The sequence below is a fragment of the Sphingobium sp. JS3065 genome (genome assembly GCF_026427355.1).
Lineage (GTDB): Bacteria > Pseudomonadota > Alphaproteobacteria > Sphingomonadales > Sphingomonadaceae > Sphingobium.
Window position 1 is genome coordinate 1,143,044 of the sequence record NZ_CP102664.1, and the last position, 15,340, is coordinate 1,158,383.

The 15,340-nt window shown below is 63.6% G+C and carries 13 protein-coding genes; 2 read left to right on the plus strand and 11 right to left on the minus strand.

Going from position 1 to position 15,340, the window contains the following annotated elements; all coding sequences use genetic code 11:
* Positions 1-3: 3 nt before the first annotated feature.
* The 9 genes from NUH86_RS05590 to NUH86_RS05630 form a co-directional block, all read right to left on the minus strand.
* A complete protein-coding gene (locus NUH86_RS05590; protein ID WP_267251506.1) occupies positions 4-1,386 on the minus strand; it encodes an HlyD family type I secretion periplasmic adaptor subunit in 1,383 nt (460 codons plus the stop codon).
* A 7-nt stretch (positions 1,387-1,393) separates the two neighbouring features.
* A complete protein-coding gene (locus NUH86_RS05595) occupies positions 1,394-3,106 on the minus strand; it encodes a type I secretion system permease/ATPase (RefSeq protein ID WP_323749014.1) in 1,713 nt (570 codons plus the stop codon).
* 187 nt (positions 3,107-3,293) lie between these two features.
* The gene (locus NUH86_RS05600) at positions 3,294-4,745 is read right to left on the minus strand and encodes a cobyric acid synthase (protein ID WP_267251508.1); all 1,452 of its coding nucleotides are present in this window, start codon (positions 4,743-4,745) and stop codon (positions 3,294-3,296) included.
* Between the two features lie 47 nt (positions 4,746-4,792).
* A complete protein-coding gene (locus NUH86_RS05605; RefSeq protein WP_267251509.1) occupies positions 4,793-5,011 on the minus strand; it encodes a hypothetical protein in 219 nt (72 codons plus the stop codon).
* 25 nt (positions 5,012-5,036) lie between these two features.
* On the minus strand, positions 5,037-6,320 hold the full coding sequence (locus NUH86_RS05610) for an N-succinylarginine dihydrolase (RefSeq protein WP_267251510.1): 1,284 nt from the start codon (positions 6,318-6,320) through the stop codon (positions 5,037-5,039).
* Positions 6,317-7,336: an arginine N-succinyltransferase gene (locus tag NUH86_RS05615; RefSeq protein ID WP_267251511.1), complete on the minus strand. Its 1,020-nt coding sequence runs from the start codon at positions 7,334-7,336 to the stop codon at positions 6,317-6,319. The genes NUH86_RS05610 and NUH86_RS05615 overlap by 4 nt, the downstream gene beginning before the upstream one ends.
* Positions 7,333-8,556: a hydrolase gene (locus tag NUH86_RS05620; RefSeq protein WP_267251512.1), complete on the minus strand. Its 1,224-nt coding sequence runs from the start codon at positions 8,554-8,556 to the stop codon at positions 7,333-7,335. The genes NUH86_RS05615 and NUH86_RS05620 overlap by 4 nt, the downstream gene beginning before the upstream one ends.
* 61 nt (positions 8,557-8,617) lie before the next feature.
* The gene (locus tag NUH86_RS05625) at positions 8,618-9,517 is read right to left on the minus strand and encodes a DUF481 domain-containing protein (protein WP_267251513.1); all 900 of its coding nucleotides are present in this window, start codon (positions 9,515-9,517) and stop codon (positions 8,618-8,620) included.
* A 42-nt stretch (positions 9,518-9,559) separates the two neighbouring features.
* Complete coding sequence (locus NUH86_RS05630) at positions 9,560-10,045, minus strand: RNA pyrophosphohydrolase (RefSeq protein ID WP_267251515.1); 486 nt, start codon at positions 10,043-10,045, stop codon at positions 9,560-9,562.
* A 195-nt stretch (positions 10,046-10,240) separates the two neighbouring features.
* Between NUH86_RS05630 and NUH86_RS05635 the strand changes: the two genes are divergently transcribed.
* Positions 10,241-11,617, plus strand: coding sequence for a cryptochrome/photolyase family protein (locus NUH86_RS05635; RefSeq protein WP_267251516.1), 1,377 nt, complete (start codon positions 10,241-10,243; stop codon positions 11,615-11,617).
* 35 nt (positions 11,618-11,652) lie between these two features.
* The gene (locus NUH86_RS05640) at positions 11,653-12,918 is read left to right on the plus strand and encodes an SAM-dependent methyltransferase (RefSeq protein ID WP_267251517.1); all 1,266 of its coding nucleotides are present in this window, start codon (positions 11,653-11,655) and stop codon (positions 12,916-12,918) included.
* A gap of 66 nt (positions 12,919-12,984) precedes the next feature.
* Here the strand turns inward: NUH86_RS05640 and NUH86_RS05645 are convergent, their stop codons facing one another.
* Together NUH86_RS05645 and purF are read right to left on the minus strand one after the other, a co-directional pair.
* Positions 12,985-13,710, minus strand: coding sequence for an SDR family NAD(P)-dependent oxidoreductase (locus tag NUH86_RS05645; RefSeq protein WP_267251518.1), 726 nt, complete (start codon positions 13,708-13,710; stop codon positions 12,985-12,987).
* Between the two features lie 84 nt (positions 13,711-13,794).
* Complete coding sequence (gene purF, locus NUH86_RS05650) at positions 13,795-15,255, minus strand: amidophosphoribosyltransferase (protein ID WP_267251519.1); 1,461 nt, start codon at positions 15,253-15,255, stop codon at positions 13,795-13,797.
* Positions 15,256-15,340 lie beyond the last annotated feature (85 nt).

Sequence of the window (15,340 nt, forward strand, 5' to 3'; positions counted from 1 at the left end):
GGATCAATGCTCCCGGAAGGACAGCCATAGCGATTGGGTGAGCGGCTCCAACGCATATTGCAACGCCGTCCGCCGCCGCAGGGGCACCAGAATCTGTGCGGGCATCCCGGCCTTCAGGCTGAAGTCCCCACCCCGCAAGCCCCTGATCGTTTCCAGTTCGCGGGGCGGCACGATCACCTCCGCCGTGAAGAAGGATGCGCCCGTCTTCTCGTCCTGGAAGCTGTCGGCGGACAGGCGGCTGATCTGGCCGTCCATGATCGGCAAGTCCCGCTCATGCAGGCTGTTGAACCGAATCTGCGCCTTCTGGCCCAGTTTGAGATCGTCGATATCGTCGGGAGAGATGCGCGCCTCTATGACCAGCCCGGCCCGGTCGGGGACGATGTCCATCAGCTTCTGTCCGGGCGAAATCACCCCGCCGACGGTAAAGACGTTGAGGCCGACGATCATGCCGGTGGCGGGCGCCCGGATCTGGAGCCGCGCAAGCTGATCCTTCGCCGCGCGATATTTGGGCAGCACTTCGTTCAGCGAGAATTCCACATCGCGCAATTCCGATGCGGCCCGTTCCTTATAGGCCTTTTCCGCTTCCAGCGCCTTCAGCCGGTTTTCCCCCGCTTCCGCGCCCGAACGGGCGATGCTGGCGGAAAATTGCCCCTCCTGTCCTCTCAGATCCGCCCGCGCCCGCTCCAGCGCCCTGATCCGCGATTTGGAAACGAACCCCTTTTCCGCCACGTCGCGCAGGCTTTCCAGTTCCTCCCCGATCAGCCGCGCCTGTTCGGAGGACGCCGCCAGTTGAGAGCGATAGCCACGCGCCGTCTGCTGCACCTGACTGGCCTGTTCATGCAGAACGCCGGTCTGCGCCATCAGCACCGAGGACCGGGCGTTGAACTGCGTCAGTTGAAGGCGGATCGCCTCCTGCGCATCCTCCTTTTCCTGCCCCTTGAAGGTTGCGAATTCGGCGGGCCATTCGACATGGCTGGAGCCTAGCTGTTCCGCGATCAGCCTTGCCCGTTGCGCCTTGAGTTCGATGAACTGCGCGCCGTACATGCGCGCCTGCGCCCGGACTTCGGCGGAGGCCAGTTCCATCAGCGGCTGGCCTTGCCGGACATGCTGTCCTTCCTTCACGAAGATCGCGCCCACCACGCCCCCGTCGCGATGCTGCACCGATTGCCGCTGCCCCGACACGGTAAGCCGACCGGGCGCATAGGCGGCCGCGTCCAGCCGCGCAAAGGCCGCCCAGCCAAGGAACAGGACGAAGAACAGCACCGCGACGATGGCGCCCGTCCGCATGTCGCGATCCGGCCGGTCATCGATCATTTCGGCGTCTTTGGCGGACGGATGGTAAAGCTGGACGGTCCCGCCGGCGTCGCTGATCCGAATCTCCCCCATGACGGCCTTACCCCTCCGCAGTCTGTGACGCGGGATGTTCTTCGGACCGGATCGCCTTCAGCCGCCCCAGCACATCATCGCGCCCGCCAAAGGCCTCCACCCGTCCGTCGCGCATCACCATGATCTTGTCGACCACGCCCAATATCCCCATGCGATGCGCGACGATGATGACGGATGCGTTCCTCTTCTTGAGGTCGTCCAGCGTCGCCACCAGCCGCACTTCCCCTTCGGCGTCGAGATGCGCATTGGGTTCGTCCAGGAAAACGAGCGGCGGCGCGCCGTAAAGCGCCCTGGCCAGCCCCACGCGCTGCGCCTGCCCGGCGGAAAGCCCGCGTCCGCCCCAGCCCAGCGTCAGATTATAGCCGCCCGGCAAATGCTGGATCATGTCATGCGCGCCGCTCAGCCGGGCCGCCTCTATCACGCCATTGTCGATGGTCTCCTCATCGTCCGACAGGAAATTGCCGAAGCGGGCGATATTCTCCTTGATCGTTCCGGCGAACAGCGACGTGTCCTGCGGCAGATAGCCGACGAAGCCGGCAAGCCGTTCCGAATCCCAATCCTGAATGTCCGCCCCGTCATAGCGGATCGATCCGCGCAGGGGCCGCGCCGCGCCGGACAGCATCCGCAGCAGGGTCGACTTGCCCGCGCCGCTCGGCCCGACGATGGCGATGACTTCGCCGGGTTCGACGGTGAAGCTGATGTCCGCCAATATCGGCCTTTCCTGGCCGGGGGTGAAATAGGTCAGATGCTCGACCGCGATATGGCCGATCGGCGCGGGAAGGCGGGTGAGCGCGATGTCGGCTTCCTTCGCCGCCAGCAGATCGTTGAGCGTCTCATAGCTTGCGCGGGCATGGACGACGTTGCGCCACGCGCCCAGCAACTGATCGATCGGCGTCAGCGCGCGCCCGACCAGGAAGGAGGCAGCGAAGATCGCGCCCGCCGAAATCCGGTTGTCGATCGCCAGCCAGGCGCCCAGGCCCAGCGCCAGCGATTGCAGGATCAGGCGGACGAACTTGCTGATCGCGACATAATGGCCGCCCGCGAAGCTGGCGTTGGCCTGAAGGTTCAGCATGGTCTGGCGTTCGATCAGATGACGCCGAACCAGCGCGCTTCGCATGCCGAGCGCGCGGATCACCTCCGCCCCGGCGAGCGTCTGCTCCTGGCTGACATAGGCCTTGTTCGCGGCCTCATTGGCCTGTTTCAGCGGCGCGTTGGTCTGCCTTTCGTTGCGTAAGGCGATGAAGAGGAGGATGCCGCCGCCCACGACCGCCAGCGCCGCGATGGCCGGATGGATCAGGAAGCAGACGATGATATAGACGGGACTCCAGGGAAAATCGAAGAAGGACAGGATCGTCGGCCCGGTCAGCGCCTGCCGCAGCGTATCGAATTCCCGCAGAACCTGCTTGTTCATCGCCTCGCCGGTCGAACCGCGTCCGCTCAGGGTCGTGTCGAGCAGCAAGCCGGAAAGCTGCCGGTCGAACCGGATGCTCGCCCGCACCAGCAGGCGGGATCGCACCTGTTCCAGCAGAGCGAGCGTGGCGATGACGAAGACGATGATGACGGTCAGAAAGAAAAGGGTAAGTCTGCCCTGTCCCGCGACGACGCGGTCATAGACTTGCAGCATATAGAGAACAGGTCCGATATAAAGGATGTTCATCAATGCGCTGAATATCAAGGAAGAAAGAAAATGGCGCCTGCACGACGACAAGGCAGCCTTCATCGGACCGGCGGGTTTATGAAGGTCACGCAACATCAACCCCGCCTCTTCCTCCCATATCGCTATATTATTAGCGCTATGTCCGAAGTTTCAGCATAATAGGGTGCCGATTTTTCGTAAATATAACCAACAGCATAGATGCGGAATCGTGCCGCAATGGTGCAGCTACCTCTTTTGCGCAGGCGTCTCTTCAGGCCATGGCAATTTGGACTAATCCATCCATATCCACATGCTCTTCCAACTGGATCGCTATCTGATCCAGCGCCTCATTCACCGAAACCTGATAATCCCCCAATGCGGACTCATGGCCCAGCCGTTCCAGATAGGCCGAGCGCAACCCGGTGCTGGCGAACAGGCCATGGATATAGGTGCCCATGACCGTGCCGTCCTTGCTCGACGCGCCATCCGGCCTGCCTGCCTCCATAATGGCGAAGGGACGCGCACAGTCAGGCCCGCTCGTCACGCCGACATGCATTTCATAGCCTGAAAACGCCTGCCCCAGCGCCGTCCCGCTCGTTCTTTCCAATGTCTTGACCGGGGTCAGCCGGGTTTCGACGTCCAGCAGGCCCAGGCCGTCGACACAGCCCGGCGGCCCTTCGATCCCGTCCGGATCGTCTATCCTGCGGCCCAACATCTGATAGCCGCCGCAAATCCCCAATATCGGGCGACCGCGCCGGTGGTGGGCGCGGATGTCGATGTCCCATCCCTGGTCGCGCACCGCCTGCAAATCCGCGATGGTGGCTTTGGAGCCGGGCAGGATGATGAGTGCGGCCTCGGCCGGGATGGGCTGGCCCGGCGGCACCATGACGACATCGACGCCCGGCTCCAGCTTCAGCGGGTCGAGATCGTCGAAATTCGCGATGCGCGGCAGGATGGGGCAGGCGATCAGCAGATTTTCGCCGGGGCCGCCCTGCCTGCGTTCCAGCACCACGGCGTCTTCGCTCGGCAGGCGGCTGGCCTGACTGAGCCAGGGGATGACGCCGAAGCCCTGCCAGCCAGTCAATTGCTCGATATGGCGATAGCCGTCCTCGAACAGCGCGGGATCGCCCCGGAATTTGTTGATCAGGAAGCCATGGATCATCGCTGCGTCGGCCGGATCGATCACCGCCTTCGTCCCGGCGATGGCCGCGATCACGCCGCCCCGGTCGATGTCGCCCACCAATATCACCGGAACCTCGGTGGCCCGCGCAAAGCCCATATTGGCGATGTCGCCCGCCCGCAGATTGACTTCGGCGGGTGATCCGGCGCCCTCCACCACGACGATGTCGCATTGCGCCTGCAACCGGCGATAGCTGGCCAGCACGGCTTCCAGCAATTCGCCCCGCGCCGAGCGGAAATTCCCGCTGCCCAGCTTGCCCCGCACCTGGCCATGGACGACAAGCTGCGATGTGCGGTCGGCCTGCGGTTTCAGCAGGACCGGGTTCATGTCCGTATGCGGTTCGACTCGGGCGGCGATGGCCTGGAGCGCCTGCGCCCGTCCGATCTCTCCGCCATCGGCGGTGACGGCGGCGTTGTTCGACATATTTTGCGGCTTGAAGGGCAGGACGCGGTATCCACGCCGGACCAGCGCGCGGCAAAATCCCGCAACCAGCAAGGATTTGCCGACGTCCGATCCCGTTCCCTGAAACATGATGGCAGCCATGACGCGCTCCTGCATGGCGCGGACGGCGGATACAAGCCTTTAGAAGCTCAAAAGGCGCTGCGCCGCATCTCCACGGCATCCAGGATCATGCCGCCCGCCATGAAGACGCTGCCCGTGCAGACCAGCGCCAACAGGTGCCCGCCAGTGCCGGGATATTGCTGCATGTAGACAAAGCCCCGCTCGGTCGCGCCAAGGGCCAGGGCGTAGATCACCAGAAACGCCTCGAACTTTGTCCTGATGCTGAAGAGGCGTTTGATCCGTTCCATCGAGTCCCATCCGGCTTGCCTGCCGTCAGGGAATAAAATCGCCCGAAAGCTGCAAATGGTCAACAAGCGTTAACCATGATTGTTCGATGCGGGCGATCAACCGGGTGTCGGCCAGATCGTCGGGCGCGATGGCTTCGGGCCAATAATCCCGGACGATGGCGGCAATGCCGTCCAGCTTCGCCTCGTCCACCAGGAAGCGGGGATCGATATTGGCGGGATCGGCCACCACGCGCAGGCGCAGGCAGGCGGGGCCGCCGCCATTGGCCATGGACTGGCGCACGTCCACGGGCACCAGCTTGCGGATCGGACCGTTGCCCGCGACCATCGCCTCCAGCCATGACCATATGGCGGGCATGTCCCGCGCCTCCGTCGGCAGGATCAGCGCCATGCCTGTTCCGCGCGAAGTCGAGGGGCTGCCATCCGGCAAGGTCACAAGCTGCGCATTGAAGATATAGCTGCGGATTGCGTCGGACAGGTTGATCGCGCTGGCGGGCACCTCGACGATCTCGACCGAAGGCAGTCTGGCGCGCAGATCGGCGTAGAAACGCTCCTTGTCGGCAAAGGCCTGTTCATGGGTGAAGAGCACGCGCTCATTGGCGACGGCGACGACGTCATTGTGAAAGGCGCCCGCCGCGATCGCCTCTTCCGACTGCATGACGAACAGCGTGCGCTCCGGATCGAGTTGGTGGAACCGGGCGACCGCCTTGCTTGCCTCGACATGCTGGCGGGCAGGGAAGGGGCCGCCGGACTGGCCGTAGACGAATATTTCCACGCCCGCTTCGCCATGGCTGTCGCACAGGCGCATATGGTTGGCCGCGCCCTCATCGCCAAAGGGCGCGGGGACCGGACCGTGCACGGCAAAGGCGCTCCTGTCGGAAAAGGCGATCCGCAATTGCGCCAGGGTCTGTGGCCATTCATGGCTGCGATGCGGCATGGTGACGAGATTGGCGACGGTCAGATGCGTACGCCCGTCCGCCGTGTCGGGCGCGGGCGAGACGGTGGCGGCGTTGGCCGCCCACATGGAGGATGCCGACATGGCTGCCGCCCGGATATGCGCCTCCGCATTGCCGACATCGGTTCCGAGCGCCGCCAGCCACGCGCCGTCGGGCCGCCACTGGGGCAGGAACAGCCCTTGCGCCAATCCAAGGCGAAGGTTGGACCGCATCTTTTCGATCCCCTGCAACGCCGCCGCCCTGGGATAGGACACTGCCCCCGCATTGCGCGCCGACGCCAGATTGCCCAGGCTGAGGCCCGCATAATTATGGCTGGGGCCGACCAGCCCGTCGAAATTGATTTCCCTTGCCGTCATGCCCGTTCCGCCGCGGTGAAATTCTGCCCCGGCTCCAGCCCCAGCAATTGCGCCGATGCCTGGTCGAGCGACATGCTTCCATCCTCCCGTTCGACGACGAAGCCGTAGGTGCAGCGATAATCCGCCAGCCGCCCGGTCGCCACCAGCATCTTGTCCCCGCCCTTTTCGTGCACGGCGCCCAGCGGAACGTCGGCGGCATGGGCGATGGTGCGCAGCGCATCGATCTGCCCCACCATGGTCGGGCCGCCGTCGAAAATGTCGACATAGCCGGGATTGGTGAAGCCTTCGGTCTCCAGCATCCGCATCGCCGCCCGGCCATTGGGATGCGGCATGCCGATGACGCCGCGGGCGCTGTCGGTCAGCATGGCGGTGTAGATCGGCGTCTTGGGCATCAGGTCCGCGATGAACTGATTGCCGTTCACCGCATTGAACTCGTCCGCCTCCTGAAAGCTCATGCCGAAGAAGCGCCCGGCCAGGCCGTCCCAGAAGGGGGAACCGCCTGCCTCGTCGATCACGCCGCGCAGTTCCGCGATGATCCGCTCCCCGAAGCGGGCGCGATGATTGCGGATGTAGAGATAACGGCTGCGCGCCAGCAACAGGCCCAGCCCCTCGGCCCGCTCGCGGGGGTGCAGGAACAGGCCGCCCACCTCCGTCGACCCTTCCAGATCGGTGACCAGCGAAAGCATCTCTGCCCGGAAGGTGCGCGATAGCTCCCGGCTATGCTGGGTCAGCACGCCCAGCCGATAGGAATAGAAGGGCCAGTTCTGCCCCACCTTGCTGAAAATCTGGCATGTGCCGCGAACCTGCCCGGTCTGGCCGTTTTCCAACACCATGACGATCAACTCGTCCTCGACGCTGTCCGTCCGGCGGGCCAGCGCCTGTTCGGTCCGTTCCAGCTTGGCCGCGAGCGCCTTGCGATCGGGCGGCAGATTGGTGAATCCGCCCCCGGTCAGCTTCGCCATTTCATAAAGGGTCTGCAAATCGTCGGCACGCGCGGTGCGCATGAAAAAACTCACGCCTTCATCCCCTTCGTGAAACGTCCCTCGGCAATGCGAAGCAGCGTCAATGCCGACAATTGTGCCCTTTCGGCCAGGCTGTCGACGATCAGATATTCGCAATCGCTGTGAATATTGCCGCCGCGCACGCCCATTGTGTCGACCACAGGCACGCCGCATGCGGCGATATTATTGCCGTCGCACACCCCACCCGTGTCCCGCCAGGCGATGGAAAGGCCCAAATCCGCCCCGCATTGCCGGACGAACCCGAACAAGGTTTCCGCCTGCGCGTCCATCGGCTTGGGCGGACGGCCAAAGCCGCCATGCCGGTGAAGCGTCACATCATGTTCCCGTGCAACCTGCGCCATGGCATCTTTCAGCAGGTCGTCGGCGGCCCTTTCGTCGGTGGGCGTCCTGGGCCGGAAATTGACGTGCAGAACGGCATGGTCGGGCACGACATTATTGGGGCTGCCGCCCTCGATCCGCGCCGGATTGCAGGAAAAGCCGTTCCCGCTGCCCGCCTTCAGCCGCAGCGCAAGATCGGCCGCCGCCAGCAGCGCATTTCGTCCATCCTGCGGATTGCGGCCCGCATGCGCGCTCTTGCCGGTAACGATGATGGCGAAGTTGCCACTGCCTGCGCGCGCGCCTGCCAGCGTCCCGTCGGGCAGGGCGGGCTCATAGGTGAAGGCGGCAAGCTTGCCCGCCGCGACCTGCCGCAGCAGCGCTGCCGAGGAAGGACTGCCCACTTCCTCATCGCTGTTGACGATGACGTCATAGCCAAGCCGCTCCGCGCCCGGCGCCGTCTCCACCGCGTGCAAGGCGGCCAGCATGACGGCAAGCCCGCCCTTCATGTCCGCAACGCCCGGTCCGTTCAAGGTCGCCGGATCAACCCATCGCAATGCTTGAAAGGCGTGATCGACCGGAAAGACTGTATCCATATGACCGGTGAGCAGGATTTGCACAGGCGCTTCCGGTCGGACCGAGAGCCGCAGATGGCTTCCATGGGCGAGCAGGTCCAACCGGCCGTCGGGGCGAACCGTCTCGACAGGGTCGGGATCGACCAGGGAAATGGCGCCCGGCAAACCTGAAAAGGCATCCGCGAGCTTGGCCGCCATGGCGGCGAGGCCAGGCAGATTGCGCGACCCGCTGTTCACCCCCGCCCATTTTTCAGTCTGGGCAAGCATGGGCGCATCCGCCGCGCTTTCCATGACGCCCCGTTCGAACGACGAAATGCCTCTCATCCTGCCGATCCTATCAGAGCGGAGGCAAGGCCTCCACCCCCGGACCTAAAAGTCGCCGGTTCTAAAAGTCATAGGTGAGGGTCAGGCGGCTCAACGTATCGAAATCCCGCGCCGACAGCAGAGTTTCCGATTCATACTGCACATTATAGGAAAAGGCCGCCGACCAGCGCGTCCCCACCCTGGTCACGAGCGATGTCAGCGAATTGAGCGTATAGACATCGCTTTCCGCATAGCCCGACGCGGTCTGCTTGAAGGTCAGTGTGGGCGCCAGCCGCCAGGCGAAGTCCATGGATGCACGGGCGCCCAATTTGGTCTCGCGTTCGCCGGTGATATATTTGGCATGACGGACGGAAGGACCGGCATCCAGCGAAAGGTCGATCGGTTCGCTGACGATCAGCTTGTAACCGATGCCCGCCGAGGCGGTGTAGCGCTCGTCATAGCCGATCGACGTGTCGCGCTCGAACTGAGCCAGGCCATAGGCGAAGCCCCTGGGATCGAATTCGTAACGCGGTTCGTAGCTGGCGGTGTAGCGTTCGCGCGACGTCACGCCGTTGGCGCGGCGATAATCGATGCTGGCGGCCAGCTTGTGCGACCATTGGATGCCTGTCCGCCTGACCGCAGCGCTGGCGCTGATGCCGAGTTCGCTGGTGGAGCCGGTGGAGCGGAACCCGCCGGCTTCGACCTTGCCCGTCCATAATTCGGTGAAGCGGGCTTCCCGGATCACGGTTTCCTGCGTGGCCTTGGTCCGTTCCTTCCAACTGTTGACCATGCGCTGAATTTCGTCGGCGGAGCCGGGATTGGTCTGCTTGGCGATCTTTGCGATCGTCGCGATCTCAGTCTCATTGCCGTTGGCGATCGCCGCTTCCAGCATCTCCCGCACCGATGGCGGCAGAAGTGCGGGATAGCCGGCCCAGGCCGGCGTCGACAGCAGAAGAGGAAGAAGGGCCAGGCAATAACGCATGGGCCCGCTCATTTTGGCAGGATGACGGATTTCAGCACTCTTTCAGATCAAGTCCCTGAATTCATGCAGAATATCGCGGTAGAGCTTGCGCTTGAACGGCACGATCAGGTCGGGCAGGCTTTCCGGATCGGCCCATTTCCATGCGCGAAATTCCGGGTGCGCCGTCTGAATGTCGATATGCTGGTCAGTGCCCAGAAAGCGGGCGAGGAACCAATATTGCCGCTGCCCGCGATATTTGCCACCCCACAGCTTGCCGATCAGCTCTGGCGGCAGGTCGTAGAAATGCTCCTCGCGGGCCTTGGCTATGATTTCGACATGGTCGCGGACGATACCGGTTTCCTCATGCAGTTCGCGAAGGGCGGCTGTCTTCATGTCTTCGCCGTCATCGATGCCGCCCTGCGGCATCTGCCAGGCCTCGACCGCATTATCGATTCTCTGGCCGACGAAGACCTGACCATCCATGTTGACGAGCATGATACCGACGCAAGGCCGGTAGGCGAGTTCTGAATCATCCGGCATCGACGCCATCTTAGTCCCTGATCGTTATTCCCGGCGCGACGCCCGGGCCTCGCGCCCGGCTCGCCGCTTTGTGCAGTGCAAGAATAAGCGGCGGCAAGCCGCACGTCCATGGCCGAAAATGTCTGGTGCGGCGATTTGTGCAGCGCTTCGCATCAAATGGGGCAAAGGCTTGGAACCGCGTCCCGCCCATGGCATGCCGATTCCATGCCGAATCCCGTTATCGTTTGGCTCCGACAGGATTTGCGCCTTGCCGATCAGGCCGCGCTGGCCGCCGCCGTGCGGGAAGGGCCAGTAATTCCCGTCTATGTGCTGGACGATGGGGTGCCCCGCCAGTGGAAAATGGGCGGGGCTTCGCGCTGGTGGCTGCATCACAGCCTAACGAGCCTGGATGCGAATCTGCGGGAAAAGGGTTCCCGCCTGATCCTGCGGCAAGGCGACTGCATCGACCAGCTTGTCCATATTGCCGAGGAAACGGGCGCCCGGCGCATTCATGCGCTGCACCATTATGAACCCTGGTGGCGCAATGCGGAAAAGGCGCTCGCCAAACGGCTGGACCTTTGCCTGCATGACGGCGGGTTGCTGCTGCCGCCGGGCGCGGTGAGGACTGGCGGGGGAAGCTACTATCGGATTTACACGCCCTTTGCGCGCGCGGTGATGGAGCGGATGCCGCCGCCCGCGCCGGTCCCGGCACCCTCAGGCATCGACGCGCCTTCGCAATGGCCGAAAAGCGATTCGCTAGACGATTGGCGGCTTTTGCCGACGAAGCCGGATTGGGCAGCGGCCTTTTCCCGCGACTGGACCCCCGGCGAAGCGGGAGCGCGGGCCAATGTCGAGGCGTTTCTGGACGAGGCTGCGGATTATGACAGGGCGCGTAACCTGCCATCGCAGGAGGGAAGTTCCCGTCTCTCGCCCCATCTTCATTTCGGGGAAGTCTCGCCCGCCTATGTCTGGCACAAGGTTGCCGGAGCACCCGGGGACGCGACGACTTTCCTCAAGGAACTGATCTGGCGCGATTATGCGCACAGTCAGATCTGGGCGATGCCCACTTATGGTTCGGAAAATGCCCGGAAAGCGTTCGACGCCATGCCCTGGCGCGATCTTGGGGAGGCTGGGAGCGATTTCGAGGCCTGGAAAATCGGGCGCACCGGCTATCCTATCGTCGATGCGGGCATGCGCCAGCTCTGGGCGACCGGCTGGATGCACAATCGCGTCCGCATGATCGCGGCGAGCTTCCTGATCAAGCATCTGCTGATCGACTGGCGGCACGGGGCGCGCTGGTTCTGGGATACGCTGGTCGACGCAAGCTACGCCAACAACAGTGTCAACTGGCAATGGGTTGCGGGCAGCGGTGTCGACGCCAATATCTTCTCCCGCATCATGGCGCCCCTGACCCAGTCGGAAAAATTCGATGCCGCCAACTATATCAGGACATGGGTGCCGGAACTGGCGCATCTGGACGATGATCATATCCACGACCCCGATTCCCACGGCATGCGCCCGCCCGACTATCCGGCCAAGTGCATCGGCCATCGGGAGGGGCGGGAAAGGGCTCTCGCCGCCTGGAGCCATGGGAAGCCATGATTGCGATGCCGTAAACCATGGGGCAGAATGGAAGTATGAACGCCATTGATCTCCGTCGCGGCAGGGCGGCAGTGCCGGTCAGGCGCCCGCTGGATCGCCGCAGCCGTGGCTGGCTGGACCAGCTTGCGGCCCGGCAATTTCACAGGCTGCTGGACCGCATCGATCTGGGGCTGGAGAGTGGCTTGCTGCACGCCATTCTGCCCGACGGCAGCCAGCGTTTGCTGGGTTGCCGCGCACCGGGGCCGGAATGCGAGGTTCACCTGCTGCGGTGGCGGGCGCTGTTTCGCCTGATAGCCGGCGGATCGGCGGGCTGGTACAGGGCCTGGGCGCGGGGGGAGTGGACCAGTCCCGATCCGGTTCCGCTTTTCGCGCTGTTCATGGCCAATGCCGTCAGCCTGGGCAATGTCGCCCGGCCGCATGGGCCGGCCCGCTGGATTGGCCGGGCAGTGCATTGGGCGCGCCGCAACAGCCGCAAGGGTAGCCGTCGCAACATCGCCTATCATTATGATCTGGGGAATGATTTCTACAAATTGTGGCTCGACCGGGGCATGCATTATTCCAGCGGTCTGTTCCGCGATCCCGACGACCGGATCGAAAGCCTGGAGCGGGCGCAGCAGCGGAAGGTGGACGCCATTCTCGACCGGGTCGACCTGCGCGAAGGCGACTCGCTGCTGGAGATCGGCTGCGGTTGGGGCGGCCTGGCCGAACAGGCGATGGCGCGCTGTCTGATCCGCTATGACGGCCTGACTTTGTCGGTGGAGCAGGCACATTATGCCCGCGACCGGCTGGGATCGGGGGCCAACATCATTTTGCAGGATTATCGCGACGCCCAGGGGCAATATGACGCGATTGCCAGCGTGGAAATGGTGGAGGCGGTGGGGGAACGCTACTGGCCAGCCTATCTGGGGGCGATTGCCCGCCTGCTCAAGCCGGGCGGCCGGGCGGCGATTCAATATATATTGATCGATGACGCCATATTCGAAGACTATGCTCGTGGGGCCGATTTCATCCAGACCTATATCTTCCCCGGGGGCATGCTCATTTCGGAAAGCCGCTTTCGTGCCCTGGCGGAGACGCAGGGGCTGGAATGGCGCGATGTCCACCGCTTTGGGCTGCATTATGCCGAAACGCTGCGGCGCTGGCGCGAGCGTTTCGACCGGACGATCGACAAGGGGTTGTTGCCCGCCAGTTTCGATCAGCATTTCGTCGATCTCTGGCGCTATTATCTGATGTATTGCGAAGGCGGCTTTCGCGGCGGCACGATCGATGTCGCGCAGGTTACGCTGGTGAAACCGGCTTAGAATGTGGAAATTCAATTTACGGGCGGCTGTAACGGTAGACTTCAGCCACGCCTATACCCTCAACGCCTAATCAATGCGTGTCCGGTATCCGTCAGGCGTATCGGCAATCACCAGATCGACAATGGCGCGTCCCACAATAGCGGGTTCCTTGAGCGCCGCAGGATCTTCGCCGGGAAAAGCCCGCGCGCGCATGGCGGTGCGCGTCGCGCCGGGATCGACGATATGGGTGCGGATGGCGGAAATATTCTTCACTTCCTCGCCATAGGCGCCGACCAGCGTTTCCAGCGCCGCCTTCGAAGCTCCATAGGCGCCCCAATAAGCCCGTGGCTGCGCACTGACGGAGGAAGTCAGGGCAACCACCCGCGCATCCCCGCTGGCCCGCAGCATGCCGTCAAAGGCCGCGATCAGAGCCTGAGGCGCGGCAATATTGAGCGTCAGCAACCGCGCGAATTCCTTGGCATCGATGGCCGGAACCGAAGCCAGGCTCCCCAGCGTCGCCGCATTCAGGACCAATATGTCGAGCGCCTGCCAACGTCCTGAAATGGCGTGCGCCAGTCGCCCGATGCTTTCGCCGTCGATCAGGTCCAGCGGGGCGATGGTCGCGCTGCCGCCGGACTGATGGATGCGATCCTCCACTTCTTCCAGCCCGCCGTTGGTCCGCGCGGTCAGGATGACATGCGCGCCGGCGGCGGCCAATGCTTCCGCCGTGGCGGCGCCGATGCCCCGGCTGGCCCCGGTGACGAGGGCAAGCTTGCCGGAAAGAGGCTGGCCGGAAGGAGGCTGGATCGACATCAAATATCCCTCATCAGGGTCAGGAAGGGACAAGCCCGAAGCGATAATGCGTCGGGCCCATCCATAAGGCGGGAAGGAAGGCGGTCAGACCACCCGTTCGGCCAGCAGTTCCAATTGGTTCTGCACGACGACTTCGTCCTGGTCGGTCAGGGTCGTGGGATAGTCGCCGGTGAAGCAGGCGTCGCAATATTGCGGCCGGATGTCCGCGCGCTTCACCTCGCCCAGCGCCTTGTACAGCCCATCGATGGAGATGAAGGACAGGCTGTCGGCGTGGATGAAGTCCTGCATCCCGCCAATGTCCAGCCGGTGCGCCAGCAGCTTGGTCCGCTCCGGCGTATCGACGCCGTAGAAGCAGCTATGCCTGGTCGGCGGGCTGGCGATGCGCATATGCACTTCCTTGGCGCCCGCTTCGCGCATCATCTGCACGATCTTCAAGCTGGTGGTGCCGCGCACGATCGAATCGTCGATCAGCACGATGCGCTTGCCCTCGATCAGGGCGCGGTTGGCATTATGCTTCAGCTTCACGCCCAGGTGGCGGACCTTGTCGCCCGGCTGGATGAAGGTGCGGCCGATATAGTGCGAGCGGATGATGCCCAGTTCGAAGGGAATGCCCGATTGCTGGGCATAGCCGATCGCCGCCGGAACGCCGCTGTCGGGCACCGGGATGACATAATCCGCCTCGACCGGGTTTTCGAGGGCCAACTGCGCGCCGATCGCCTTGCGGACCGAATAGACGCTGGAGCCGTCGACGACCGAATCGGGACGGCTGAAATAGACATGTTCGAAAATGCAGGGGCGGGCATGCGTCTCCCCAAAGGGGTGGTGGCTGCGCACTTCGCCGTCATGGGTGACGATGACCAGTTCGCCCGGCTCGATGGAGCGGACATGCTCCGCCCCCACGACGTCGAAGGCGACGGTTTCGGAAGCGAAGATGATCGAATCGCCCAGCTTGCCCATCACCAGGGGCCGGATGCCCAGCGGATCGCGGCATGCGACCATGCCTTCGGGCGTCATGACGATCAGCGAATAGGCGCCCTCGACCTGCTTCAGCGCATCGATGAACTTGTCGAGCAGCGTGCGATAGGTGGAAGTGGCGACCAGATGGATGATGACTTCGGTATCGGAGGTCGACTGGAAGATGGAGCCGCGGCGGATCAGTTCGCGGCGCAGCTTCATGGCGTTGGAAATATTGCCGTTATGCGCGATGGCGAAACCGCCGGAATTCAGTTCCGCATAAAGCGGCTGGACGTTGCGCAGCGATGTTTCGCCGGTGGTCGAATAGCGGACATGGCCGCAGGCCGCACCGCCGGGGAGGCCCCGAATCACTTCGTCGCGGTCGAAATTCCCGGCCACATGCCCCATCGCGCGGTGGGTGTGGAAATCATGGCCGTCCCAGCTGGTGATGCCGGCCGCCTCCTGGCCGCGATGCTGGAGCGCGTGGAGGCCAAGAGCGACCATGGCGGAGGCGGTTTCAGCGTTGAAGACGCCGAAAATGCCGCATTCTTCACGCAGCTTGTCGTCGTCGAACGGGTTCGTCGTAAACATGGGTTTTTGATGGTCCATTGCCAATCCTGTCCGCACTCACCGGGGCGGCTTTTGCGCGCATATAGTGCGTCGGGGACGATTTGTC

Coding starts and splice junctions, on each gene's coding strand:
- purF (WP_267251519.1), bottom strand. CDS start 15,255: ATGTTTACGACGAACCCGTTCGACGACGACAAGCTGCGTGAAGAATGC.
- NUH86_RS05600 (WP_267251508.1), bottom strand. CDS start 4,745: ATGGCTGCCATCATGTTTCAGGGAACGGGATCGGACGTCGGCAAATCC.
- NUH86_RS05640 (WP_267251517.1), top strand. CDS start 11,653: ATGAACGCCATTGATCTCCGTCGCGGCAGGGCGGCAGTGCCGGTCAGG.
- NUH86_RS05635 (WP_267251516.1), top strand. CDS start 10,241: ATGCCGAATCCCGTTATCGTTTGGCTCCGACAGGATTTGCGCCTTGCC.
- NUH86_RS05630 (WP_267251515.1), bottom strand. CDS start 10,045: ATGGCGTCGATGCCGGATGATTCAGAACTCGCCTACCGGCCTTGCGTC.
- NUH86_RS05620 (WP_267251512.1), bottom strand. CDS start 8,556: ATGAGAGGCATTTCGTCGTTCGAACGGGGCGTCATGGAAAGCGCGGCG.
- NUH86_RS05605 (WP_267251509.1), bottom strand. CDS start 5,011: ATGGAACGGATCAAACGCCTCTTCAGCATCAGGACAAAGTTCGAGGCG.
- NUH86_RS05595 (WP_323749014.1), bottom strand. CDS start 3,106: ATGAAGGCTGCCTTGTCGTCGTGCAGGCGCCATTTTCTTTCTTCCTTG.
- NUH86_RS05625 (WP_267251513.1), bottom strand. CDS start 9,517: ATGCGTTATTGCCTGGCCCTTCTTCCTCTTCTGCTGTCGACGCCGGCC.
- NUH86_RS05610 (WP_267251510.1), bottom strand. CDS start 6,320: ATGACGGCAAGGGAAATCAATTTCGACGGGCTGGTCGGCCCCAGCCAT.
- NUH86_RS05590 (WP_267251506.1), bottom strand. CDS start 1,386: ATGGGGGAGATTCGGATCAGCGACGCCGGCGGGACCGTCCAGCTTTAC.
- NUH86_RS05645 (WP_267251518.1), bottom strand. CDS start 13,710: ATGTCGATCCAGCCTCCTTCCGGCCAGCCTCTTTCCGGCAAGCTTGCC.